Source organism: Arthrobacter sp. DNA4, from assembly GCF_024362385.1.
GTDB lineage: Bacteria > Actinomycetota > Actinomycetes > Actinomycetales > Micrococcaceae > Arthrobacter.
In genome coordinates this window covers 2,409,729-2,432,876 of sequence record NZ_CP101466.1, presented here as the reverse complement: position 1 = coordinate 2,432,876, position 23,148 = coordinate 2,409,729, and the positions used below count along the sequence as shown (strand labels likewise).

Sequence of the window (23,148 nt, the reverse complement as noted above, 5' to 3'; positions counted from 1 at the left end):
CGGCGGGATTCCGCCGGGGTGTCCGTGGTTTAAGTTGATGGGTGGGTCAGGCCGGGTACTGTCCGCGCTGGACCTGGGGCTTGGGCAGCCGCAGCTTCCGGAACTGCAGGGACCGCATGGAGCCGTACCAGACCGTGCCGCCCTCCACCTGGCCGAACTTTTCCGCCAGGCGCTTGCGGAGCTTGCGGGACAGAATGAAGACGTCCACGAAGACCGCCAGGAACATGACCCAGAAAGCGCCAAGGACGTAGATCATCATGTCGCTGGAGGCCGGGACCACCAGGGACACCAGCACGAACACCAGCGCACCGAACATCAGGTACTCCCCGAGATTGAAACGCGCGTCCACGAAGTCGCGGGCGAACCGTTTCTGGGGCCCCTTGTCACGCAGGGGCAGGAACTTCTCGTCACCGGTGTCCAGGGCCCGGCGCATCTTGAGGCGCTGGTCCTGCACGGCCTGGCGTTCGGCGGCCTTGGAGGCCTTGCGGTCCTCGGGCACCAGCGGGCGCCTGCGTGCGGCCTCCTGGGCCTTCCGGGTGGGGGTAGGGGCGCCCTTGCCCGCCACACTGTTTTGCCGCGCCGCTGCCTCCGCTGCCTGCTGGTCTATGGTTTCCTGCGCCGAGGGCGCTTCTTTTCTACGTCCGAACACCTGACCAGAATACCTTGCAGGAGCGTGCCCGCCGCTTGCTTCCGCGCCTGCCCTGGTAAGCAGCCGAATGTGACGGGGGTAATGTTTTGGCCATGACTCCATCACCCGCGGCCACCCCGCACAGCACCACCACCACGGCAGGACCGGGCCCTGAGGCTACCGGCAGGACGGAAGATCTTCGTTCAGCGGTAGACCGTTCCTTCGACCAGACGCTGGCACGGCTCAAGGAGCTCGTTGCCATCCCCGGGATTGCGTGGCCCAGCTTTGAGCGCACCCCCCTGGAGCGAAGCGCCGAGGCCGTCGCGGAACTCCTCCGGGGTGCCGGGATCGGTGAAGTCCAGGTGCTGACCGTGGACAAAGCCGACGGTACGCCCGGCGGCCCGGCCGTCGTCGCCCGCCGTCCTGCCGCCGAAGGTAAACCCACTGTCCTGCTGTACGCCCACCATGACGTCCAGCCGGTGGGCGACGAGTCCCTGTGGGAAACGGAGCCGTTCACCGCCGTCGAAAAGAACGGACGCCTTTACGGCCGGGGGGCCGCGGACGACAAGGCCGGGATCATGACCCACGTCGCCGCCTACGCCGCCGTTGCGGAGGTCCTGGCCGGCTCGCTGGGGCTGGGCGTGACGTTCTTCATCGAAGGCGAGGAAGAAGCGGGGTCGCCCACATTCCGGACGTTCCTGGAGGCGAACCGGGAACTGCTGCGGGCCGACGTCATTGTGGTGGCCGACTCCAGCAACTGGAAAGTCGGGATACCGGCCCTGACCACCAGCCTTCGCGGCCTGGTGGACGGCACCATCGAGGTGCAGGTGCTTGACCATGCGGTGCACTCCGGCATGTACGGCGGGCCGGTCCTGGATGCGCCCACCCTGCTGTCCCGCCTGATTGCCACACTTCACGACGCCGACGGAAACGTCGCCATCGAAGGGCTGGTGGCCACCGACACGGCTGCAGTCGAAATGCCGGAGGCGGACTACCGGGCCGACGCGTCCGTACTCGACGGCGTCCGCCTTGCCGGGACCGGAAGCATCGCCTCGCGGCTGTGGACCAAGCCGGCGCTGTCAATCATCGGCTTCGATGCCCCCGCCGTGGACGTCGCCTCCAACACACTGCTTCCACGAGCGCGGGCAAAGTTCAGCCTGCGGCTGGCACCGGGCCAGGTTCCGGCGGAGGCCATGGACGCGGTGCGCAGGCACGTCGAGGCCAACGCGCCCTTCGGTGCAAAGGTGGTTTTCACACCGGGGGAGGCGGGCAACCCCTTCCAGACCGATACGTCGTCCGCCGCAGCAACGCTGGCCATGTGGGCACTGGGCGAGGCCTGGGGGGTTCCAGCCGTGGAAACCGGCATTGGCGGGTCCATCCCCTTCATTGCCGACCTCACTGACCTGTATCCCGACGCGCAGATCCTGGTAACAGGCGTGGAGGACCCGGACTCGCGGGCCCACAGTGCCAATGAGTCCCTGCACATCGGTGACTTCCGCAATGCCATTCTGGCGGAGGCGCTCATGCTTGCCCGGCTGAACAGCGGGGGCCTCAACGCCGGGGAGTGAGCAGCTTTTGGCGTGCGGGCGGACGCCCTGCTTCCAGGGAACAACCGGCGTGCTTTGACGGTTACGCCAGGAGTTAGAGCTACAGGACTGCCGCGCGTAGCATGTAGCTATAGCCCATACCGTATTTGTAGGGGCAGGCGCCGTTACGGCGACGCCGCCAGACCGTCCTAAGAAGGTAGGCCAATGAGCACCTCAACCAACGAAAACAGCACCGCCACCACCGTGGCCAGCGACGAACTGCCCGTTCACGAGGTCAACCTGACCGACGTCGCCGCCGGCAAGGTCCGCAGCCTCCTCGAGCAGGAAGGCCGCACGGACCTTCGCCTGCGCGTGGCCGTGCAGCCCGGTGGATGCTCAGGGTTGATCTACCAGCTCTACTTCGACGAGCGGCTCCTTGACGGAGACGCCGTCCGCGACTTTGACGGAGTCGAGGTCGTCGTCGACAAAATGAGCGTGCCGTACCTGAGCGGCGCAAGCATCGACTTCGAGGACACCATCTCGAAGCAGGGCTTCACCATCGACAATCCCAACGCCGCGGCTCGTGCGCCTGCGGCGATTCATTCCACTAGGCCGGTTATTTCGCCTGATGTCGGCGCCGGGCTTCCTGCCGCATAAAACGGCACGGGGGCTCGGCGCCGACATGTGGGCGAAACGCCCGGGGAGCGGTAAGCTCTACACCGAGTAGTAAAACTTTTTTGTGCCCGGAGCGCCGATGGCTGCCCGGACAACAGCAACAAGTAGGAAGGGCCGTCTGTGAGTTCGCAGAACCGAACCGGCAGCCGACGCAAAACGATCACCACGATCTCAAGCTTGGCTATAGCCGGCGCGTTGGTTTTGACCGGATGTTCGCCAGAGGTAGAGAAAGGGTGGATGCCCACTGAACGTGGCACCACCAGCAACACCGACCGCATCATGGACCTCTGGGTCAACTCATGGATTGCTGCGCTCGTGGTCGGCGCCATTACGTGGGGCCTGATCATCTGGTGCGTGGTCGCTTACCGGCGTCGCAAGGGAACCGTGGGCTTCCCGCGGCAGACCAGCTTCAACCTTCCACTGGAAGTCTTCTACCTCACCATCCCGATCTTCATGGTCCTGGTGTTCTTCTACTTCACCGACCGTGACCAGCAGGCCATCGATGACCGCTCACAGACGGCCGACGTCGTCGTGGACGTCCGCGGCAAGCAGTGGGCCTGGGACTTCAACTACAAGTCCGGCGATGTCATCCAGGAAGACCTCCACGAGGCCGGCGTCCAGGCGCACCTCACCGGCAACACCATCGACAAGGAACAGCTCCCCACGCTGTACCTGCCGGTGAACAAGTCCGTTGACCTTGAGCTCAACGCCCGCGATGTCATCCACTCCTTCTGGGTTCCCGCCTTCCTGCAGAAGCGTGACATGATTCCCGGCAAGACCAACTACATCCGGTTCACCCCCACTAAAGAGGGCACCTACGACGGTAAGTGTGCCGAACTCTGCGGCGAGTACCACTCCGAAATGCTGTTCCGCGTCAAGGTGGTGTCGGAATCCGAATTCCAGGCCCACATGGACCAGCTCAAGGCTGAAGGCAACACCGGCCTGCTCGGCGTGGAGTACGACCGCAACCCGAACCTGAACGAAACCAAGTAAGGGGAGCGACGTGGCTACGTACACCCAATCCGCACCCACGGGGGTCCTGTCGGCTCCCGTGGTACCCAAATCCAAGGGGCGCATCGTCGTCAACTGGATCACCTCCACTGACCACAAGACCATCGGGTACATGTACCTGATCGCCTCCTTCGTGTTCTTCTGCCTCGGCGGCGTTATGGCCCTGCTGATCCGTGCGGAGCTCTTCGAGCCCGGCATGCAGATCCTGCAGACCAAGGAGCAGTACAACCAGCTGTTCACCATGCACGGCACCGTCATGCTGCTGATGTTCGCCACCCCGCTGTTCGCCGGCTTCGCCAACGTGATCATGCCGCTGCAGATCGGCGCGCCCGACGTGGCGTTCCCGCGTTTGAACGCGCTGGCGTTCTGGTTCTTCCTGTTCGGCTCCACCATCGCAGTGTCCGGCTTCATCACCCCGCAGGGTGCTGCATCCTTCGGCTGGTTCGCCTACGCGCCGCTGTCCAACACCACGTTCACCCCGGGCATCGGTGGCGATCTGTGGGTCTTCGGCCTGGCCTTGTCCGGCTTCGGCACCATCCTCGGTGCGGTCAACTTCATCACCACCATCATCTGCATGCGCGCCCCGGGCATGACCATGTGGCGTATGCCCATCTTCACCTGGAACACCCTGATCACCGCGATCCTGGTCCTGATGGCGTTCCCGCCGCTGGCCGCCGCCCTGTTCGCACTCGGCGCGGACCGCAAGTTCGGTGCACACATCTTCGATCCCGAGAATGGCGGTGCCGTCCTCTGGCAGCACCTCTTCTGGTTCTTCGGACACCCCGAGGTGTACATCATCGCGCTGCCGTTCTTCGGCATCGTCTCGGAGATCTTCCCGGTGTTCAGCCGCAAGCCGATCTTCGGCTACAAGGGCCTGGTCTACGCCACCATCGCCATTGCAGCCCTCTCGGTAACGGTGTGGGCCCACCACATGTACGTCACCGGCGCTGTCCTGCTGCCGTTCTTCTCGTTCATGACCATGCTTATTGCAGTGCCCACCGGCGTGAAGTTCTTCAACTGGATCGGCACCATGTGGCGCGGGTCGCTGACCTTCGAGACACCGATGCTGTGGAGCCTCGGCTTCATGATCACCTTCCTCTTCGGTGGCCTTACCGGCATCATCCTGGCCTCACCGCCGCTTGACTTCCACGTTTCGGACTCCTACTTCGTGGTGGCACACTTCCACTACGTGGTGTTCGGTACCGTGGTGTTCGCCATGTTCGCAGGCTTCTACTTCTGGTGGCCCAAGTGGACCGGCAAGATGCTCAACGAGCGCCTGGGCAAGATCCACTTCTGGCTCCTGTTCCTGGGCTTCCACGGCACCTTCCTGATCCAGCACTGGCTGGGCGTCGAAGGCATGCCGCGCCGGTACGCGGACTACCTCGTGGAGGACAACTTCACCTGGATGAACCAGTTCTCCACCGTGGCATCCTTCGTGCTGGGCGCGTCCCTCATCCCGTTCTTCTGGAATGTCTACATCACCTGGCGCAAGGCCGAAAAGGTCCAGGTTGATGATCCGTGGGGCTTTGGTGCTTCGCTTGAGTGGGCCACGTCCTGCCCGCCGCCGCGCCACAACTTCACGTCCCTTCCCCGGATCCGTTCCGAGCGTCCCGCCCTGGACCTGCACCACCCGGAACTCCGCCAAGTCCACACCGCTGATTCGCCGGCTCCCGCAGCGGCAGTACTCGGCAACGCCGACCAGAAGGACACCGCACAGTGAAAATCGAATCCTGGATCTTTGGCTCCGGAGTCTTCTTCTTCGTTCCCGTCTCGCTGGTCTACGGATTCCTGACCAACTGGAGCGAATGGGTGGGCATCCTGGGCATCCTGCTCGTGGTAAGCCTGGTAAGCATGATCGGTGCCTACCTGGGCTTCACCGGTAAGCGCGTAGGCCTCCGTCCCGAGGACCGCAGCGATGCGGAAATCCACGAGGGCGCCGGTGAACAGGGGCACTTCAGCCCCTGGAGCTGGTGGCCCCTGGTTCTGGGCATCGCCTGCGCCACTGGCTTCCTGGGCCTGGCAGTTGGTGCCTGGATCATCTTCATCGCCGGCGGCCTCGCCATCGTAGCCCTCGTGGGCTGGGTGTACGAGTACAGCCGGGGAGACCACGCACACTAAGCAAGCCAAGAGAATAACGACGTCGGGCCCCACCAGATTGGTGGGGCCCGACGTCGTTATTGTGTATTTACGGCCTTCAGCCAGCCCCCTGCGACTCGAGGAGTACGCGAAGGTCCCGGAGGGCCGCCTCAACCGTTTCAAGCCCCAGGACGTCCTCCAGAGCGGCTTCATTGACCGACAGCTCCACCTCACACCCCTGCGCGAAGTCGGCGGCCATCACCTGGAGCAGGGACCGGGCGTCCACCTTCGCCGCACCCGCCTTGCTGATGGTGACGGGAAGCCCCGTATCGGTGACAGCCCGGACAAATACCGCGGCGGAACGTGCATGCAGGCCTACCGGCGCTGCCACCACGGCCTTCTGTGTTGGCAAAGGGACTCCTTTTCGGAAGACGGCCCCTCCGTCTGCTGGCAAAATTTCCAGACCCAATATAGCGGTTGCCATGCCTGCCGGGCGAAAGAGCGCCGGCGTCCCGGGACTGGTCTAGACCGTCCTAAAATTGAGGGAAACCAACGGCAGGAGAAAATCATGGCAGCTGGCGCCACGGCAATCACGGGTGAAATAGACCGCACCAGCGGAACAGCCATCTACGTCCAACTTCGGGAGATCCTGCGCAGTTACATCGCACAGTCATGCCCGCCCGGGTCGGCGCTGCCATCAGAACGCGACCTTGCCGAACGGTTCGGACTGGCAAGGATGACGGTCCGGCAGGCCATCGACGCCTTGGTGGGGGAGGAGGTCATCGAGCGCGTAGTGGGCCTGGGAACCTTTGTCCGGCGCCCGAAACTCGACCTTCAGGTGAAGCTCACGTCCTACAGTGAAGAGATGCAAAGGCGCGGCATGGTGCCTGCTGCCAAGGTGCTGAGCTTTGAGCAAATCGGCGCCAGCGCCTTCCTGGCCCGCGAACTCCAGCTGGACGAGGGCACACCCCTGGTCCGGTTCCGCAGGCTCCTGCTGGCTGACGGGGAACCGATGAGCGTGGACGAGAACTTCATCCCGGCCCACCGCGTCCCGGGCCTGCTCGACGGCGAGCCGCCCACGTCGCTCTATAACGTCCTGAGCGAACAGTTTGGCCTGGTGATGGAGTGGGGCGAGGACATGATCGAGGCGACCGCCGCCTCCCCGTCAACGGCACGCCTGCTCAACGTGGAGGTGGGTGCGCCCTTGCTGAAGATCCAGCGGCACGCGTTTGTGGCAAGGGCGATGGTTGACTATTCCGTGTCCTACTACAGGGCCGACCGGTACAAGCTGTGGGTACCACTGCAGCGACCGGGAGCCCGGCGCGCCCGCAACCACTGACAGCACCCCGGCCGTCACAGCTGTGGGTTGTCGGCGGCGCAGGCAGGAGAACTCTTGAGACAGGAAAGGCCCGATCCTATGGATCGGGCCTTTCCTTTATCAACCGTTGCTTAGTGCGTCAGGCTCTTGGAACCCTCTGCTGCTTCAACTGCCTCGTGGCCGTGGCCATGGGCTGCTTCAAGCTCTGCAGGCGTAGCAGGAGCGACGCGGTCCTCGAAGAACCAGCGGGAGAGGAACGCGCGGCGCTTCTCCTTGCGGGTCACCACACCGTGCTCGTTGGGCAGGGCCGGGATGACCTCGGGTGATTCGAAGCCAACAAGCTTGTACCGCTTGTACTCATCCAGCGGGGCGTGCACCTCGATGAATTCGCCGTGCGGGAGCCTGACGATACGGCCGGTCTCGCGGCCGTGAAGGGCGATTTCCCGGTCCTTGCGCTGCAGTGCAAGGGCAACACGCTTGGCAACGATGAAGCCGATGATCGGTCCGACGAAGAACAGGGCACGGAGCCAGTACGTAACGTCGTTCAGGGACACGTGGAAGTGCGTGGCAATGAGGTCGGAACCTGCAGCTGCCCACATCACGCAGTACCAGATGAATCCGGCAACACCGATGCCCGTACGGGTCGGGGCGTTGCGCGGGCGGTCCAGGACGTGGTGCTCGCGGTCATCCTTGGTGATCCAGCGTTCGATCCACGGGTAGGTGAACATCACGGTGAACAGGATGCCGGCGGGGACCAGGGCGGGGAGGAGGACGTTGAACGTGAATACGTGACCGAAGAAGACCTGTTCCACGTGCCAGTTGCCGAGCGTTCCGGGCATGAGTCGCAGGGCGCCGTCGACGAAACCGATGTACCAGTCGGGCTGGGTACCGGCCGACACAGGGGAGGGGTCATACGGACCGTAGTTCCAGATCGGGTTGATGGTGAAGAATGCCGCCATCAGGGCGATCACGCCGAAGACGATGAAGAAGAATCCACCGGCCTTCGCTGCGTAAACGGGACCCAGGGGGTAACCGACAACATTGTTGTCGTTGCGGCCGGGACCGGGGTACTGCGTGTGCTTGTGCACCACGACCATGAACAGGTGGAGGACGATCATCAGCAGGATCAACGCCGGCACCAGCAGGATGTGCAGCATGTAGAGGCGGCTGATGATGGCCGTGCCGGGGAATTCCCCGCCGAACAGGAAGAACGAGATGTACGTTCCGATGACCGGGATGGACTTGATGACGCCGTCGATGATGCGCAGGCCGTTGCCGGACAGGAGGTCATCGGGCAGCGAGTACCCGGTGAAGCCTGCGGCCATGGCCAGGATCAGCAGGACGCTGCCCACCACCCAGTTCATTTCACGCGGGCGGCGGAATGCGCCGGTGAAGAAGACCCTCAGCATGTGGACTGCGATCGATGCCACGAACAGCAGGGCTGCCCAGTGGTGCACCTGGCGCATGAACAGTCCGCCGCGGATGTCGAAGGAGATGTTCAGCGAGGAGCTGTACGCCACCGACATTTCCACTCCCTTGAGGGGAATGTAGCCGCCGTCGTAGTGAGTCTCCGCCATGGACGGATCAAAGAAGAACGTCAGGAACGTTCCGGACAGCAGCAGTATGACGAACGAGTAGAGCGCAACTTCGCCGAACATGAATGACCAGTGGTCGGGGAAGACTTTGCGGCCGAACTCGCGGAGGATCCCGGAGCCGCCAACACGTGAATCGACGAAGTCGGTGATCCGGCCTGTCTTGGTTTTGGCGACGAAAGCCGGCTCAGCTGTTGATGTTGCGCTCATGCTCAGCACGCTCCCAGTAGCTAGGTCCAACGGGTTCATGGAAGTCGCTTGTAGCGACGAGGTAGCCCTCGTCATCAACTGCGATGGGCAGCTGGGGGAGAGGACGGCTGGCGGGGCCGAAGATCACCTTGCACTCTTGCGTGAGGTCGAAGGTGGACTGGTGGCACGGGCACAGCAGGTGGTGCGTCTGCTGCTCGTACAGAGCAACGGGGCAGCCAACGTGGGTGCAGATCTTCGAGTAGGCAACGATTCCGTTGTAACCCCACTCTTCGCGGCCCTTGGAGGGGTTCAGCGATGCGGGATCGAGGCGCATGAGGAGCACAACGGACTTTGCTTTTTCGTTGAGCTTGCCCTCCTGCAGTTCGTTCAGGCCCTCAGGAATCACATGGAAGGCAGAACCGATGGTGACGTCCGAGGCCTTGATGGGGGTTCCATCGGGGTCGCGGGTAAGGCGTTTGCGCTTTCCGTCCTGGGGAGCCCACATGGTGTGTGCGAGCTTGTCGTCAGGGCGGGGTCCGAGGTCACCGAAGATGGCGACGGCGGGAAGCGGGGCAAGTGCGACCGCACCCAGGAGGGTGTTGCGGATCAGCGGGCGGCGCTTGATGCCGGTCTCTTCCACGATATCGTCAACGATGCGCACCGCAGCCTGGCGGTCCTCTTCGTAACGGATGGCGTGGCGTTCCTCGGAGACTTCGTGGTCAGGCATCAGGGCCTTGGCCCAGTGCACGATACCGGTACCGATACCCAGCATTGCGAAGGCAGTGCCAACGCCGAGCAGGGCGTTCTGGAGCCGGATGGTGGCGATGCTGGAGTCATCACCCAGATCAATGGCGAAGTACGCCACCAGGAAGATCAGGGTTCCAACAACAGAAATGCCAAATAGTAAGGCGACCTGCCGTTCTGCCCGCTTTGCGGCCTTCGGGTCCGTGTCAGCCAGGCGCAAACGATGCGGGGGAATTCCAGGATCCTGGAACTTCTCCACCTCATTCTGACCAGCCGTAGCTACGGTGCCCGAGTGGTTCGGACTGCCGTCACTATGGTTGCCCATAATTCGCCTCATCCTTCTCTCGTCCCGGCAGTTGCCGGGTTAGTTTCTAATTTCAAGCTGCTGACTGGGCAGCAGAAGTTGTGTGTTCCTGCGGAACGTCAGGACGTCCTGGAGGTGAGCCAGATGGTGAAGGCGATGATGACGCCAAGACCGGCAACCCAAACGAACAGGCCTTCAGCAACCGGACCCAGCGAGCCAAGGTCGGCACCGCCCGGTGAACCGGTGGTCTCGATCTGCTTCAGGAAGGTGATGATGTCCTTCTTGCCTTCAGGAGTGATGTTGGCGTCGTTGAAGACCGGCATGTTCTGCGGACCCGTGGCCATGGCCTCGTAGATGTGCTTGCCGGATACATCGGCAAGCGCGGGCGCGAACTTGCCGCGGGTCAGCGCGCCACCGGCAGCGGCGGCGTTGTGGCACATAGCGCAGTTGGTCCGGAAGAGCTCACCGCCTGCGGCTGCATCGCCGCCGCCGTTTGTCAGGTCTTCCGCAGGAACTGCCGGGCTTACTCCCAGGGAGGCGACGTAGGCTGCAAGCTGGTGGGTCTGCTCGTCGTTGAACTGGACGGGCTTCTTCATGGCCTGGGGGCCGTTCATCTGCATCGGCATGCGGCCGGTGCCCACCTGGAAATCAACAGCGGCTGCACCGACACCCACCAGCGAGGGTCCGTCCTTGGAACCACTGGCACCCATGCCGTGGCAGGTGGCGCAGTTGGCGGCGAAGAGCTTGCCGCCCTCCTCTGTGTCGCTTGCGCTGAACGTGGTGGTCGAAGCCTTGGCCTGGTTGACGGTGGTTGCCACGGCGTACAGCCCACCCGTGATGAGGAGCCCCATCAGGAGCAGCGCTATTGCTGCAAGTGGGTGACGCCGCTTTTGTGAGAGTGCCTTCACGTGGTGGTTCCTTTATTCGATCCTGCGACGGCTCCGGGAGCCGCTACCTGAAATTCTGCCTCTTGTAGAAAAAGAATCAAAGCTGGCTACTTGAGTACGTAGATGACCAGGAAGAGGCCGATCCACACGACGTCAACGAAGTGCCAGTAGTAAGAGGTGACGATCGCGGACGTTGCTTCGAAGTGCCCGAACTTCTTCGCGGCGAAGGACCGGCCCATGATGAGCAGGAAGGCAATCAGGCCGCCGATGACGTGGAGGCCGTGGAAGCCGGTGGTCATGTAGAAAGCCGAGCCATAAGCGTTGGAGGAGAGCGAGACGTGCTCGGAAACCAGCATTGCGTACTCGGTGGTCTGGTAAGCAACGAAGAACGCGCCCATGAGGAACGTCAGGGTGAACCATTCGTTCATTCCCCAGCGGGCGAACTGCAGTGCACCTCCGGTGCGCCGCGGCTGCAGCCGCTCTGCGGCGAAGACGCCCATCTGGCAAGTGAAGGAACTGGCCACGAGGACGATCGTGTTTACGAGCGCAAAGGGGAAGTTGAGCTTGGCTGTCTCTTCCGCCCACATCTGCCCACTGGTGGAGCGCAGAGTGAAGTACATGGCGAAGAGACCGGCGAAGAACATCAACTCGCTGGACAGCCACACAACGGTTCCGACAGAAACCATATTGGGGCGGTTCAGCGTGGGGTGCGCCGGGGTACTGGGGGCATGGGTCGCAGATGTCACATAGACATTATGTCTGTAAAAGTCCGTGCTGCCCAACGCAAACCGCCTTTTCGGAGGACTTTTTCTACAAAGACGCGAAATCGCCCTGAAAAGTTCCTGCAACCGTTCACATTGGTCAGTGGCCGCCGTCGGTCGATAGCATCAGCACGTGACTTCTCAGGCAACTACAGCGTCCGGCAACACCTGGCCCCGGTTGATCTCGGCCCTGATCAAGGGCAATGACCTCACTGCGGAGAACACCTCCTGGGCCATGGACACCATCATGTCCGGTGAAGCCACGCCAGCGCAGATTGCCGGATTCCTTGTGGCCCTCAGCGCCAAAGGCGAGACGGTGGACGAGCTTTCCGGCCTGGTTGAGGCGATGCTCGCCCACGCCAACCCCGTGACAATCACCGGGGAAAAACTGGACATCGTCGGCACAGGTGGTGACCAACTTAACACCATCAACATCTCCACGATGGCCGCCCTGGTCGCTGCCGGGGCCGGCGCGAAGGTGGTCAAGCACGGGAACCGGGCGTCGTCGTCGTCGTCCGGGTCTGCTGACGTTCTTGAAGCGCTAGGTGTCCGGCTTGACCTGCCTATCGCGCGGGTGGCCCGGAACGCTGAGGAGGCGGGAATAACGTTCTGCTTCGCGCAGGTGTTCCACCCGTCATTCCGCCACACCGCCGTGCCCCGGCGGGAACTGGCAGTGCCGACCGCGTTCAATTTCCTGGGCCCCCTGACCAATCCCGCCAATGTACAGGCTTCGGCGGTGGGCGTTGCGAATGCGCGGATGGCGCCGCTGGTGGCCGGCGTCCTGGCCCGCCGGGGGAGCAGGGGCCTGGTCTTCCGTGGCAACGACGGCCTGGACGAGCTGACCACCACTGGCCCATCAACCGTGTGGGAAATCCGTCACGGAGCCGTCAATGAACTGCACTTCTCGCCACAGGACCTTGGCATCAGCCTGGCCACTGTTGAACAGCTTCGCGGCGGCAATGCGGCGGCCAACGCTGGAGTTGTCCGCGACGTCCTCGCTGGCAGCAAAGGTCCGGCCCGGGATGCAGTCCTGGTGAACGCCGCGGCCGGCCTTGTTGCGTTCGACCTTGAAGCAGAGGGCCCGTTCCTGACACGGATGCAGGAAGCCTTCGCCCGTGCTGCGGATTCGATTGACTCCGGTGCTGCCGCTGCCGTCCTGGACCGTTGGGTGTCCCTCTCCCGCGCCTGACGGCCGGGTTGGGGGTTTTACTGTTCGAAACCCAGCGAAAAGGCAGCGTCGAGGTCGTGCTGTGAGTACGCCCGGAATGCGATGTGGGTCGTGGTGTGGACCACGGCGGGAACTTTCGAGAGCCTGTCCGCGATGACGTCCGCGAGGTCTTCATGCCTGCGGACCCTGGCTACCGCAATGAGGTCCCATTCGCCGGTGACGGAATACACTTCGCTGATGCCTTCAATGGCCGAAATTTCTTCCGCCGTCTCCGGAATGCGGGCGGCGTCGGTCTTGATCAGAACAAATGCGGTAACCACGTTTGAACCCCTTCAATCGGTGCCGCCGCACTGGGGCACGGCAGGCTTTTCTCTCCAGCCAGCCTATTACACGGGTGCCGTTTCCCTGCCGCCACCCGTTCGCCCGACTTCTGCTGCCCGCTATCTGCCCGACCGGCGGCGGAGGCGTGCGGCGCCTGCCAGCAGGAGGCGGTAGCCCACAAGGAATACGGCCAGGGCCAGCGTGGCAACGATGATGAAGGGGAGGACAACTGTCTGCCCGGTCAGCGCCCGCAGGAGCATGCCGCCCACCAGGCTTCCGAGCCAGACTGGAACGCCTGCCCGGGTGATGGAGAAGGGGCTGCGCCATACGCGGGCGATCATCCATCCGGCGGCCGCGCCCGCGAGGAACGGCCAGGCAGTCAACAGCACACCAAGGATAGGCTCCTCACGGTGGTGTGCATCGCGGCCAATCGCGGCGAAAACGAGGATCAGCACCATATCCACCGCTGCCGCCACCACTGCTGCCCGTGCCGGTGATGTCTGTGCAGGCTTGGTTTTCAACGAACTCATGGCTTCGAGCTTAGCCGCCGACGGGGGGGGCGGGCGTGTGCGGATGTCCGGGTGCCCGCGGCGGGGGAGCGGGCGGTCAGACTGCTTCCTGGAGGTGGCTGTCGTCGGGTGCCGCCTGCACCCGGTGGACAAGCCAACTTGCCTCCCACCGCAGGTGGTAATCCGATTCCGCGTCCCACTCAATGAGGACATCGGTCACGGTATAGGCCAAAGCGTTTGCCGGCATGGAACGCACCGTGACGGGTGCGGGGCGCAGCAGAATAATGGGTCTGCCGGGAGCCTGCCGCAGGGCTTCGTCGCGCATCTCGGAACGGCAAGCCGGGCAGGTGACCGTGGAATGCGGGCAGGTGTGGGGGCGGGGGAGTTCGCGCATGGGGTGTCCTGGGAAGTAAAAGGAGTACCGGGCGCCGCCGCCGTCTGCATGACCAAAGGAGGATCCAGGGACCGCCCCATCGTGCGCCCGCGACGGACCGGGTGGGCCTGCCGCCATGTCCAAAAGGTTAAGACGCGCAAGGCCGTTGGCGCATGGGTGGGAGCTACCCAACTTCGATGTGGATCTCCCCGTTTTTGGTCACGTGGCGGATAGGGATGAAGTAAGGTCGCTGCAGTAGTTGAGCCCACCCCGGTCATAACGGAGAGATCGTGAACAAAGCCTTATGGATTTGCAGCCTGGTGGGCGCCGCCTTGGGAATCAGCCTGGGGCTGGCGATTTTCCACACACCGTTCTGGGGCTTTGCGCTGGGGCTCGGAGTCGGAGCTGTCGTCGGCGCGTCGATGCAAAGGCGTCATTGACCACCATGAGGTCTCCTGCCAAGGCATGGCGGCCTCCTTTCCAGCAGCAATGACTGCGCTGCCGTCAGGAATCAAGGCCAGGAACAGGAGCGTTTGGTTCGGGGCCATTGCTGCACGCATCGTATCCGGCGGTCGGGGGATCGGGTCGTAATGGCTCCCTTCCAGGGTCTTCGGAACATCACTTGACATAATGTAGATTATCGGCGCAATGGAAAGAGTTCCCGAGCGGGGCAGGACGTATGCCATCTACGCCCTGCAGTTCGGGACAGTTACGCCTGCATCCCAGGACAATTACGTGGCGAAACCGCTGTTCAAACCACCGGGCCCATTGTCTTTATCAAAGCGCACGTCAAGAATGACGTGATGACGGTCTACGTGCGTTCACTTGAAACTGCAGTTCCGACGACAAAACTGATCCAGTCCGAAGCCCGCGATGTATTCGCCGCGCAGCCGGGTCTTTCCCGGCTCGGTTCGCGCCTGGTCACCACCTGCTTTGACGGCGCAGCCATTGAGACCAGATTCACGGCAGTGAGCGAACTGACCAACACGTCACGCTCGGAAAGCCCGCAGTTCTATGACCCTGACACCGGACTCCTGCTGAACCCCAGCACCAAGGTCCGTAACGATATCTTTGCCCGGGAAGCCACCAAGCTGTTCGTGGAGGCTGCCCGCGCTGCCATGAAGGCGGCGCCCGAACTGGATTTACTTGACATAACTCACCTTGTGACGGTGTCGTGCACGGGCTTTTTCAATCCGGGCCCCGACTATAAGGTGGTCCGCGAGCTCGGGCTTAGTCCTTCCGTCCAGCGGTATCACCTGGGCTTCATGGGCTGCTACGCGGCGTTTCCGGCGCTCCGCGCAGCGAAGTTGTTCTGTGAATCCGACCCGCAGGCGGTGGTCCTGGTGGTCTGCGCCGAACTCTGCTCCCTGCACGTACGCACGTCGAATGATCCGGACACCATCATGGGTTCGGCCCTTTTCGCCGATGGCGCCGCTGCCGCCGTCGTGACCGCACGGCCCGGCGCCGAAGAAGCCGCGCTGTTGAAGCTGGACCACTTCGAAACAGTCCTCACCCCGGTCGGTGAAGACTCCATGGCATGGAACATCGGCGATCACGGGTTCGAGATGGTCCTGGGCAACTATGTGCCCCACATCATCGATGACCACATCGTGGGTGCCCTGCAGCCCCTGCTGGCAAAGGACCCGGAATTGGCGGCACTCCCCTACACCGCGATCCCCCACTGGGCCATCCATCCCGGTGGCCGCAGCATCCTGGACAAGGTCCAGTCCCGGCTTGGCCTCAGCGACGCGCAACTGGTTCCGGCCCGGGACATTCTCCGGAACTACGGCAACATGAGCAGTGCCACGGTGCTCTTCGTCCTCAAGTACATCCTGGAACAGCCGCTGCTGCCCGGGGATTCCAATGGTGGCGGGCGTATTTGTTCCATGGCCTTCGGCCCGGGACTGACCGTGGAAACGGGGCTGTTCACTAAGCTCCGGCAGTCCATCACCGCAACCCAGGACCCCGCGCGGCAGGACAACGCTGCCGGGTCTGCTTTGGAGGCCCGGCAGGACCGGACGCCCGCAGAAGCACCTGTGGCCTGACTGGGACGCCAGGGCATGGGGATTCTGCTGCGAACGCGCGCCGCCGGGGACATCGAGCAGATGGACCGCGCGGACTGCGATGAAAAGCTCCTGGACAATACCTACCGGCAGTTTTGGGTCATCAACCGGGCACTGTCCGGCTGGCGGGGCCTTTATAACAGGGAGCTTCGCGCCATCGTCAAACCGGACCGCAGCCCCGTAACCGTGCTGGACATCGGGTCCGGCGGTGGTGACCTCGCCATAATGCTGGCCCGCTGGGCACACCGGGACGGCACGTCCATTTACGTGACCGGCATCGATCCGGATCCCCGAGCTGCCGCCTTCGCCAGCCGGCGCTCCCCCATGCCCGGCGTCGAATTCCGCCAGGCGCACAGCGGTGACCTGGTCCGCGAAGGTGCCAGGTTCGACGTCGTGATCTCCAACCACGTGCTGCACCATCTCCAGTCGGGAGAGCTCAAGCAACTGCTGGCAGACTCGGAAATCCTCGCCGGCCAGAAGGCGCTGCACAACGATCTCATCCGCAGCACCATCGCATTCTCCCTCTTCGGTGTGGCCGCGCTGCCGTTCCGGAGGTCCTTCATCCGGGAAGACGGGCTTACGTCCATTCGCCGCAGCTACACGCGTGCCGAGCTTGCCGCAGCCGCTCCCCCGGGCTGGTCCGTGGAGCACTCGTCGGTCTTCCACCAGGTCCTGGCCTACCGGAAGGGCTGAGATGGATGCCGATGTCCTGATCGCCGGCGGTGGTCCCGTTGGCCTCTACCTGGCGGCCGCCCTGCTGCAGGAAGGCGTTTCGGTAAGGGTCTTTGAGCAACGGCAGTCGCGGAACCGGCATACCCGGGCCATCGGCATCCACCCGCCGGCCCTGGAGGCACTGGCCGCGGTGCATGTGGCCTCTGCCATGGTGGAGGAGGGTGTCCGCATCCGGTCCGGCATGGCGGTCAGCCGCGGGAAGACGGTGGGCACCATGGCGTTCGACGACGTCTCCAGGGACTTTCCGTTCGTGCTGGCACTCCCGCAGTACAGGACGGAGCAGCTCCTGGAAGAGCGCGTCCTCGCTCTGGACCCCGGGGCAATTGTCAGGGGTGCGAACGTCACCGGCGTCAGGGACGACGGCGGCAAGGTCACCGTCGCGGTGGATGCCGGCGCGGGTGCCGCGCGTCCCGGCGGCAGTGCGACGGGGGCTTTGCTGGTCCTGGCCGACGGTGCCCGGTCACGGCTGCGGGATGCGCTCGGGGTCCCGGTGGTCCGGAAAACGTACCCCGACCACTACCTCATGGGGGATTTCGACGACGGCACGGACTTCGGGGACAAAGCCGTCCTGTTCCTGGAGCCGGACGGAATCGTTGAGTCGTTCCCGCTGCCCGGCGGCGTCCGGCGCTGGGTGGTGCGGCTGGGCGCGCCGGCCGGACCGGCGGCAGGGTCCGGCCATCTCGCGGAGCTGGTGCACCGGAGGACCGGGATTCGCCCGAATCCGTCCACGAACTCCATGCTCAGCGCCTTCAATGTGCAGTCCGGGATCGCCCAAAGGACGGTCGCCGGACGGACGGTGCTGCTCGGTGATGCCGCCCACGAGATCAGCCCCATTGGTGGCCAGGGCATGAACCTCGGTTGGCTGGGCGCCCGGGACCTGGTGCCGGTGGCGTGCGCGGCACTGGCTGGGGAACCCACGGGCGCTCAACTCAGGCAATTCGATCAGAGCAGGCGGCAGGCTGCCGTCCTGGCCCGCCGGCAGGCCGAAATCAACATGATGCTGGGCAGGCCGCTGCCGGGCCCGCTCCTGCGGATCCGTACCGCCGGCGTTGCCGCGGCTGCCGCTATTCCGGCGGTGAACCAGTGGGCCGCCAGGCGTTTCACCATGAACTAGCCGCCGCACCACAGGCCGGTTGCCGGGTTACCGGAAGTAGCAGTCGTAGCTGTCCTGGCTTACGATCACGCCGTTGCTGACCTCAAAGACGGACGAGGTCCTGGCCCGGATTGTTTCGCCGCGGTCCCAATACCGCAGATCCATCAGCACCGTGGCAGACCAATCCGCCTCGACCGCCACCCTGCCGCCTTCACACGTGGTCCGCCGGACAGTGAACTGCTGGTCCCTCACGACGTCGCGGCTCTGGTCAGCGCCGGCAAGCACCGCCGCCAGCGTCCGCGTGGAGCCTTCCGGGGCCAACAGGTGCGGTGCCTCCGTCAGCACGAACTGTTCAGAGAGGAACGGCCGGATGTCCGCCGCCCCGCCGCCCGCTTCAAGGACCCGGATGAATTCAAGGACGTGTTCCAGCGGCGACGCTGCAGGGAGGGGATCTTCAGCCATGCAGTAGACCCTACCCAACGTCCCCGCACGCCGTCCGCCAGTAGGCTGTCCCCATGACCCAGACTGTTCCCCCGACCACCGCCGGCGCCGGCCAGATCCGTGAGCTTGTTGAGCGGATCCTGTCCGCCGGATCGCTCCCGCCCATCGTCCAGGCCGGACACCCGGCGCTCCGCCAGCGCGCCGCGGACTTCGACGGCCAGCTGTCAGAGGACCAGCTGGGCCGCCTGATCGGGATCATGCGCCAGGTCATGCACGAAGCCCCCGGCGTGGGTCTCGCCGCGCCGCAGCTGGGCATCCCCCTGCGGCTCGCCGTCCTGGAGGACCAGTTCGACATCGATCCCGCTGCCGCTGCCCTGCGCAACCGGAGCCCGCTGGATTTCCTGGCCATCCTCAACCCCCGCTACACGCCGCTTGGGCAGGAACACGCGTCGTTCTACGAGGGCTGTCTTTCCCTCAACGGGCTGCAGGCGGTGGTGGCGCGTCCCGAGGCCGTGCTGCTGGAGTACGTTACGCCCGACGGCGCGGCGGAGCGGCGTGAGTTCTCCGGCTGGCAGGCGCGTATCGTGCAGCATGAGACGGACCACCTCGACGGCATCCTGTACATAGACCGCGCCCAGCTTCGATCTTTGAGCAGCAACGCCGAATACGCAGCGCACTGGGCAGAGGCGGGCATTGACAAGGCGCGGGAAGGGCTGGGTTTCGACGACGGGCCTGCGGGGATCTCCCTCGGCTGACAGTCACCGCTTCCCTCCGCATGCAGGGCCGGCGGGGCTGAATGCCCAGCCCGCCCTAAACTGGTTCCCATGCCTTCCGCGGACCTTCCCCTCCTGTGCCCCGTCTGCTCACATCCGCTGGAGTACCTGGAAGCGGAGGCAACGCGCCAGCCGCGCCTGGTGTGCCCGTCCGGGCACAGCTTCGACGCCGCCCGCCAGGGCTACTTCAACCTGCTGGTAGGCAAAGGCACACCCTTTGAACCGGACAGCGCCGCGATGGTGGCGTCACGGTACGCCTTCCTGGGGAACGGGCACTACGGGCCGCTGCAGCAGGCCCTGGCCTCCGCCGTCGTACCCGTCCTGCGGCCGGAAGGCGCGGTGGTGCTGGACTCGGGAACGGGGACCGGACACTATCTGCGTGCGATCCTCGATGCTGCAGCTGCCGGGGGGCGGCAGGCGTCCGCCATTGGCCTGGACATCTCGAAATTCGCGCTCCGGCGGGCTGCCCGCCTCAACCCGGAAGCCGTGAACCTGGTCTGGGACATCTGGCGGCCGCTGCCGGTGGGGGACAACTCGGTGGACGCGGTCACCGTGGTCTTCGCACCGCGGAACCCCGCCGAGTTCGCCCGGGTCCTGTGCCCGGAGGGCGTGCTGGCAGTGGTGACGCCGCGGCCCGGACACCTGGCGGGCATCGCGGCCGTGACCGGAATGCTTGGCATTGAAGAGGGCAAGGATGAGCGGCTGGCGGAGGCGATGGCCGGGCACTTCGAGCCCGAAAAGACCCTTGACGTAGACATACCGCTCAAGCTGGGCCGCGCGGCCGCCGCGGACCTGGCGTTCATGGGACCGGCGGGCCACCACCTGGACCGGGACCAGATCGCCGCCCGCCTCGAAGACTCCCCGGAACCGGTGGAAGCCGACGCAAAATTCAGGCTTTCCGTGTTTCGGCCTGCTGCCCACGGTGCCCCGTAACGACTTGGCCACTATCCCCCGGCACCCGCTGTGAACCGGCACACAGGCCAGGTCCGCGGACTAGGATGAAAAGACAGTTGCTGGCGGGTCCGCGGACGCGGCTCCCCCGTGACGAAGGGGGAAGCAGGAATGTTCGAATGGCTTGGGGAAAACTGGTGGGCGTTGTGGCTCACGGCTTTCCTGGCGTTTGCAGTGATCGAGATGATCACCCTTGACCTGTTTTTCATCATGCTTGGCGGCGGATCGCTCGCCGCACTGGTAGCCGATTTCGCAGGCGCCGAGCCCTGGCTCCAGGTAGTCATCTTCTGCATCGTGTCGCTGCTCATGGTGGCCTTTGTCCGGCCCGTGGCACTGTCCCACCTGAAGAAGGGCCCCTCGGAGCAGCGGACCAACGTGGACCGGCTGATCGGTGAGCTTACCGTGGTGATGGAGGCCGTGACGTCCGACGGCGGCCTCGTGAAAATCGGCGGCGATATATGGAGTGCGCGCTCCGCTGCGGGAGTGCTTCCCGCAGGCCAGACGGTGGTCGTAGCGGCCATCGACGGCGCAACAGCAGTGGTTTCGGTACCGCCCACGGCGGCCACCGGGCCTGATACAGCCTGACAATTGGGGAACAAGGAGTTGTATGGAAAACGCAGGCGGAACCGCACTGGCCATTGTGCTGGTGGTTCTGATCGTCTTTGTCATCATAGTTTTGGTCCGGTCCGTCCGGATCATTCCGCAGGCCCGCGCCGGCGTTGTTGAACGGCTCGGCAAGTACCAGCGGACGCTCAATCCGGGCCTGACCATCCTGATTCCTTTTGTGGACCGGCTCCTGCCGCTGCTGGACCTGCGTGAACAAGTGGTGTCCTTTCCACCCCAGCCCGTCATCACCGAGGACAACCTGGTGGTGTCCATCGACACGGTGGTCTATTTCCAGGTGACCGACCCGCGGGCGGCCACGTATGAAATCGCCAACTACATCCAGGCCGTGGAACAGCTCACCACCACCACCCTGCGCAACGTGGTGGGTGGCCTCAACCTGGAGGAAGCCCTCACGTCGCGGGACCAGATCAACGGACAGCTGCGCGGCGTCCTGGATGAGGCCACAGGCCGCTGGGGCATCCGCGTTTCACGGGTGGAACTGAAGGCCATCGATCCGCCCCACTCCATCCAGGATTCCATGGAGAAGCAGATGCGTGCCGAACGCGACCGGCGCGCAGCAATCCTCACGGCCGAAGGCACCAAGCAGTCGGCCATCCTCACCGCCGAGGGCCAGCGCCAGGCGTCCATCCTGGCCGCAGAGGGCGAAGCCAAGGCTGCCATCCTTCGCGCGGACGGCGAGTCGCAGGCCATCCAGAAGGTCTTCGACGCCATCCACAAGGGAAACCCGGACCAGAAACTGCTGGCCTACCAGTACCTGCAGACGCTGCCCAAGCTCGCCGAAGGCTCCGCCAACAAGCTGTGGATCATCCCGAGCGAAGTCGGGGAAGCCCTGAAGGGCATTGGCAACGCCCTCGGAGGCACCAACGCTGAAGGCACAGTAAGCGGGCCGCTCTTCCAGGACGCACCCACCGAACGCGCCCAGCCATAAGCTGAACGGGAGAACGGGGAGGGCCTGGCGGTTGACGCCAAACCCTCCCCGTTTTGTTCCAACAGTGATAACCAACGTATAATTGGGTATTTGTCCGGCAGGAGACTACCAGCTGGAACAACCAAGCTTCGCAGTGCGTTGAATCCTATGATGCAGCACAGTGCACAAAGTAGTCCGGCGGTGCCGTGGCGCCACCGGCTAGCGCGGAGACTTCATCCGCGAACCGACCAGAGGGAGAAAACATGAGCGATCGCAGCCTGCGGGGCATGCGCCTTGGTGCGCAGAGCATGGAGACCGAGTCCGGAGTTGAGCCGGCTCCGCGCCAGCGGGTCGAATACCGTTGCGCGGATGGCGAGCAGGTCTTCGTCACGTTCTCCTCCGAGGCGGAAATTCCTCCGGTGTGGGTCTCCAAGACCGGTAAGGAAGCGCTCCTGGTTGACGGCGAGAAGCCGGACACCAGCAACGACAAGGCAGTCCGCACCCACTGGGACATGCTGCTGGAACGTCGCTCCCTGCCTGAACTCGAACAGATCCTCGAGGACCGCCTGACCATCCTGCGCGAACGCCGCGGAGAGCGCCGCTCGGCATAAGGCCAGCCGCAAAAAATGGGGGCGGCCCCGCACCTTGGTGCGGGGCCGCCCCCATTTTTTGGTACCGCCCGGACATCGTCAGCGGCAGTACCCGCAGGCTATGCCTGCTTGTTCTTCAGCTTTCCGGCCAGCGTGTTCCAGCGCGCGGCCACGCCCCATTTGGTGACGTTGATCATGGCTTCGACCACGATGTTGCCGCTCATCTTGGATGCGCCGAGTTCCCGTTCGACGAAAGTGATGGGGCGTTCCTCGATGCGCAGGCCCAGTTTGGCGACGCGCCAGGCGAGGTCCACCTGGAAGCCGTAGCCCACAGAATCCACCTGGTCCAGGTTGAGCTTTTCCAGGGTGGTCCTGCGGAACGCGCGGTATCCGCCGGTCACGTCCCGGATCGGCAGGCCCAGCATCAACCGGGCGTAGGTGCTGCCCACCCGGGAGATCGCCTGGCGGTACAGCGGCCAGTTGACCACACTGCCGCCGGGGACCCAGCGCGAGCCCATGGCCAGGTCTGCGCCCTGTTCCACGGCTTCAAGCAGTTGGGGAAGCTGTTCCGGTTGGTGGGAACCGTCCGCATCCATTTCCACCAGGACGTCGTAGCCGGCATCCAGGCCCCACTTGAAACCGGCGATGTAGGCAGCGCCCAGGCCTTCCTTGCCCTTGCGGTGCAGGACGTGGACCTGGGAGTCCTCGGCAGCGAAGCCGTCGGCAAGTTGGCCGGTGCCGTCAGGGCTGTTGTCATCGACCACCAGCACGTCCGACGCCGGAACGGCCTTCCGCAGGCGCTGGAGCGTCTTGGGCAGCGATTCCAGTTCGTTGTAGGTGGGAATGATCGTAAGGACGCGCACAGAGGGCCTTTCCTGGTGGAAGTGGT

26 protein-coding genes and 1 pseudogene are annotated in these 23,148 nt (G+C 64.1%); 16 read left to right on the top strand and 11 right to left on the bottom strand.

The features are described 5' to 3' along the window. Positions 1-46 precede the first annotated feature (46 nt). On the bottom strand, positions 47-649 hold the full coding sequence (locus NMQ03_RS11185) for a DUF3043 domain-containing protein (protein WP_255172273.1): 603 nt from the start codon (positions 647-649) through the stop codon (positions 47-49). Positions 650-741: 92 nt separating this feature from the next. On the opposite strand from NMQ03_RS11185, the gene NMQ03_RS11180 reads away from it, so the two are divergent. The 5 genes and pseudogenes from NMQ03_RS11180 to NMQ03_RS11160 all read left to right on the top strand — a co-directional run bounded on the left by NMQ03_RS11180 (position 742) and on the right by NMQ03_RS11160 (position 5,958). Beyond that, the gene (locus NMQ03_RS11180; protein ID WP_255172272.1) at positions 742-2,196 is read left to right on the top strand and encodes a dipeptidase; all 1,455 of its coding nucleotides are present in this window, start codon (positions 742-744) and stop codon (positions 2,194-2,196) included. A 183-nt stretch (positions 2,197-2,379) separates the two neighbouring features. Next, positions 2,380-2,765 (top strand): annotated as a pseudogene (locus tag NMQ03_RS11175) (HesB/IscA family protein). A 184-nt stretch (positions 2,766-2,949) separates the two neighbouring features. Next, entirely contained in the window at positions 2,950-3,822 is an 873-nt protein-coding gene (coxB, locus tag NMQ03_RS11170; RefSeq protein WP_255172271.1) for a cytochrome c oxidase subunit II, read from the top strand. A 10-nt stretch (positions 3,823-3,832) separates the two neighbouring features. Continuing rightward, positions 3,833-5,560 carry a cytochrome c oxidase subunit I gene (gene ctaD, locus NMQ03_RS11165; RefSeq protein WP_255172270.1) on the top strand — a complete coding sequence of 576 codons (1,728 nt, stop codon included), beginning with the start codon at positions 3,833-3,835 and terminating at the stop codon, positions 5,558-5,560. Next, positions 5,557-5,958 carry a cytochrome c oxidase subunit 4 gene (locus tag NMQ03_RS11160; RefSeq protein WP_255172269.1) on the top strand — a complete coding sequence of 134 codons (402 nt, stop codon included), beginning with the start codon at positions 5,557-5,559 and terminating at the stop codon, positions 5,956-5,958. Before ctaD ends, NMQ03_RS11160 begins: the two co-directional genes overlap by 4 nt. A 76-nt stretch (positions 5,959-6,034) precedes the next feature. Here the strand turns inward: NMQ03_RS11160 and NMQ03_RS11155 are convergent, their stop codons facing one another. Next, on the bottom strand, positions 6,035-6,328 hold the full coding sequence (locus tag NMQ03_RS11155) for an HPr family phosphocarrier protein (RefSeq protein ID WP_255172268.1): 294 nt from the start codon (positions 6,326-6,328) through the stop codon (positions 6,035-6,037). Positions 6,329-6,484: 156 nt separating this feature from the next. Between NMQ03_RS11155 and NMQ03_RS11150 the strand changes: the two genes are divergently transcribed. After that, positions 6,485-7,255 (top strand): GntR family transcriptional regulator, encoded by a 771-nt coding sequence (locus NMQ03_RS11150; protein ID WP_159631961.1) that lies wholly within the window; start codon positions 6,485-6,487, stop codon positions 7,253-7,255. A 110-nt stretch (positions 7,256-7,365) separates the two neighbouring features. On the opposite strand, the gene NMQ03_RS11145 is transcribed toward NMQ03_RS11150, so the two are convergent. From NMQ03_RS11145 to NMQ03_RS11130, 4 genes are all read right to left on the bottom strand, one after another. Further along, on the bottom strand, positions 7,366-9,036 hold the full coding sequence (locus tag NMQ03_RS11145) for a ubiquinol-cytochrome c reductase cytochrome b subunit (RefSeq protein ID WP_255172267.1): 1,671 nt from the start codon (positions 9,034-9,036) through the stop codon (positions 7,366-7,368). Next, entirely contained in the window at positions 9,014-10,084 is a 1,071-nt protein-coding gene (locus NMQ03_RS11140) for a ubiquinol-cytochrome c reductase iron-sulfur subunit (RefSeq protein WP_255172266.1), read from the bottom strand. Before NMQ03_RS11140 ends, NMQ03_RS11145 begins: the two co-directional genes overlap by 23 nt. A 98-nt stretch (positions 10,085-10,182) precedes the next feature. After that, the gene (locus NMQ03_RS11135) at positions 10,183-10,971 is read right to left on the bottom strand and encodes a cytochrome c (RefSeq protein WP_255172265.1); all 789 of its coding nucleotides are present in this window, start codon (positions 10,969-10,971) and stop codon (positions 10,183-10,185) included. An 86-nt stretch (positions 10,972-11,057) separates the two neighbouring features. Continuing rightward, the gene (locus NMQ03_RS11130) at positions 11,058-11,615 is read right to left on the bottom strand and encodes a heme-copper oxidase subunit III (RefSeq protein WP_255175589.1); all 558 of its coding nucleotides are present in this window, start codon (positions 11,613-11,615) and stop codon (positions 11,058-11,060) included. A 229-nt stretch (positions 11,616-11,844) separates the two neighbouring features. Between NMQ03_RS11130 and trpD the strand changes: the two genes are divergently transcribed. Beyond that, a complete protein-coding gene (trpD, locus tag NMQ03_RS11125) occupies positions 11,845-12,900 on the top strand; it encodes an anthranilate phosphoribosyltransferase (RefSeq protein ID WP_255172264.1) in 1,056 nt (351 codons plus the stop codon). Between the two features lie 17 nt (positions 12,901-12,917). On the opposite strand, the gene NMQ03_RS11120 is transcribed toward trpD, so the two are convergent. From NMQ03_RS11120 to NMQ03_RS11110, 3 genes are all read right to left on the bottom strand, one after another. Continuing rightward, on the bottom strand, positions 12,918-13,199 hold the full coding sequence (locus NMQ03_RS11120) for an Lrp/AsnC family transcriptional regulator (RefSeq protein WP_141160402.1): 282 nt from the start codon (positions 13,197-13,199) through the stop codon (positions 12,918-12,920). A 120-nt stretch (positions 13,200-13,319) separates the two neighbouring features. Continuing rightward, a complete protein-coding gene (locus NMQ03_RS11115; RefSeq protein WP_255172263.1) occupies positions 13,320-13,730 on the bottom strand; it encodes a DUF3054 domain-containing protein in 411 nt (136 codons plus the stop codon). A 76-nt stretch (positions 13,731-13,806) separates the two neighbouring features. After that, on the bottom strand, positions 13,807-14,103 hold the full coding sequence (locus NMQ03_RS11110) for a hypothetical protein (RefSeq protein WP_255172262.1): 297 nt from the start codon (positions 14,101-14,103) through the stop codon (positions 13,807-13,809). 269 nt (positions 14,104-14,372) lie between these two features. Here NMQ03_RS11110 and NMQ03_RS11105 point away from each other — a divergent pair, with 269 nt between their 5' ends. From NMQ03_RS11105 to NMQ03_RS11090, 4 genes are all read left to right on the top strand, one after another. Next, on the top strand, positions 14,373-14,522 hold the full coding sequence (locus NMQ03_RS11105; protein ID WP_255172261.1) for a hypothetical protein: 150 nt from the start codon (positions 14,373-14,375) through the stop codon (positions 14,520-14,522). Positions 14,523-14,885: 363 nt separating this feature from the next. Next, positions 14,886-16,127, top strand: coding sequence for a type III polyketide synthase (locus tag NMQ03_RS11100; RefSeq protein WP_255172260.1), 1,242 nt, complete (start codon positions 14,886-14,888; stop codon positions 16,125-16,127). A 15-nt stretch (positions 16,128-16,142) separates the two neighbouring features. Continuing rightward, on the top strand, positions 16,143-16,838 hold the full coding sequence (locus tag NMQ03_RS11095) for a class I SAM-dependent methyltransferase (protein WP_255172259.1): 696 nt from the start codon (positions 16,143-16,145) through the stop codon (positions 16,836-16,838). Position 16,839: 1 nt separating this feature from the next. Further along, entirely contained in the window at positions 16,840-17,991 is a 1,152-nt protein-coding gene (locus NMQ03_RS11090) for an NAD(P)/FAD-dependent oxidoreductase (protein WP_255172258.1), read from the top strand. Between the two features lie 27 nt (positions 17,992-18,018). Here the strand turns inward: NMQ03_RS11090 and NMQ03_RS11085 are convergent, their stop codons facing one another. Further along, a complete protein-coding gene (locus NMQ03_RS11085; protein WP_255172257.1) occupies positions 18,019-18,432 on the bottom strand; it encodes a nuclear transport factor 2 family protein in 414 nt (137 codons plus the stop codon). 53 nt (positions 18,433-18,485) lie between these two features. Here NMQ03_RS11085 and NMQ03_RS11080 point away from each other — a divergent pair, with 53 nt between their 5' ends. From NMQ03_RS11080 to NMQ03_RS11060, 5 genes are all read left to right on the top strand, one after another. Next, the gene (locus NMQ03_RS11080) at positions 18,486-19,166 is read left to right on the top strand and encodes a peptide deformylase (RefSeq protein WP_255172256.1); all 681 of its coding nucleotides are present in this window, start codon (positions 18,486-18,488) and stop codon (positions 19,164-19,166) included. Between the two features lie 69 nt (positions 19,167-19,235). Then, entirely contained in the window at positions 19,236-20,117 is an 882-nt protein-coding gene (locus tag NMQ03_RS11075) for a putative RNA methyltransferase (RefSeq protein WP_255172255.1), read from the top strand. 129 nt (positions 20,118-20,246) lie between these two features. After that, positions 20,247-20,720 carry an NfeD family protein gene (locus NMQ03_RS11070; protein WP_255172254.1) on the top strand — a complete coding sequence of 158 codons (474 nt, stop codon included), beginning with the start codon at positions 20,247-20,249 and terminating at the stop codon, positions 20,718-20,720. Between the two features lie 22 nt (positions 20,721-20,742). Further along, a complete protein-coding gene (locus NMQ03_RS11065) occupies positions 20,743-21,690 on the top strand; it encodes an SPFH domain-containing protein (RefSeq protein ID WP_255172253.1) in 948 nt (315 codons plus the stop codon). Positions 21,691-21,932: 242 nt separating this feature from the next. After that, complete coding sequence (locus NMQ03_RS11060; protein ID WP_026266052.1) at positions 21,933-22,280, top strand: RNA polymerase-binding protein RbpA; 348 nt, start codon at positions 21,933-21,935, stop codon at positions 22,278-22,280. A 98-nt stretch (positions 22,281-22,378) separates the two neighbouring features. Here the strand turns inward: NMQ03_RS11060 and NMQ03_RS11055 are convergent, their stop codons facing one another. Continuing rightward, the gene (locus tag NMQ03_RS11055) at positions 22,379-23,122 is read right to left on the bottom strand and encodes a polyprenol monophosphomannose synthase (RefSeq protein WP_255172252.1); all 744 of its coding nucleotides are present in this window, start codon (positions 23,120-23,122) and stop codon (positions 22,379-22,381) included. Positions 23,123-23,148 lie beyond the last annotated feature (26 nt).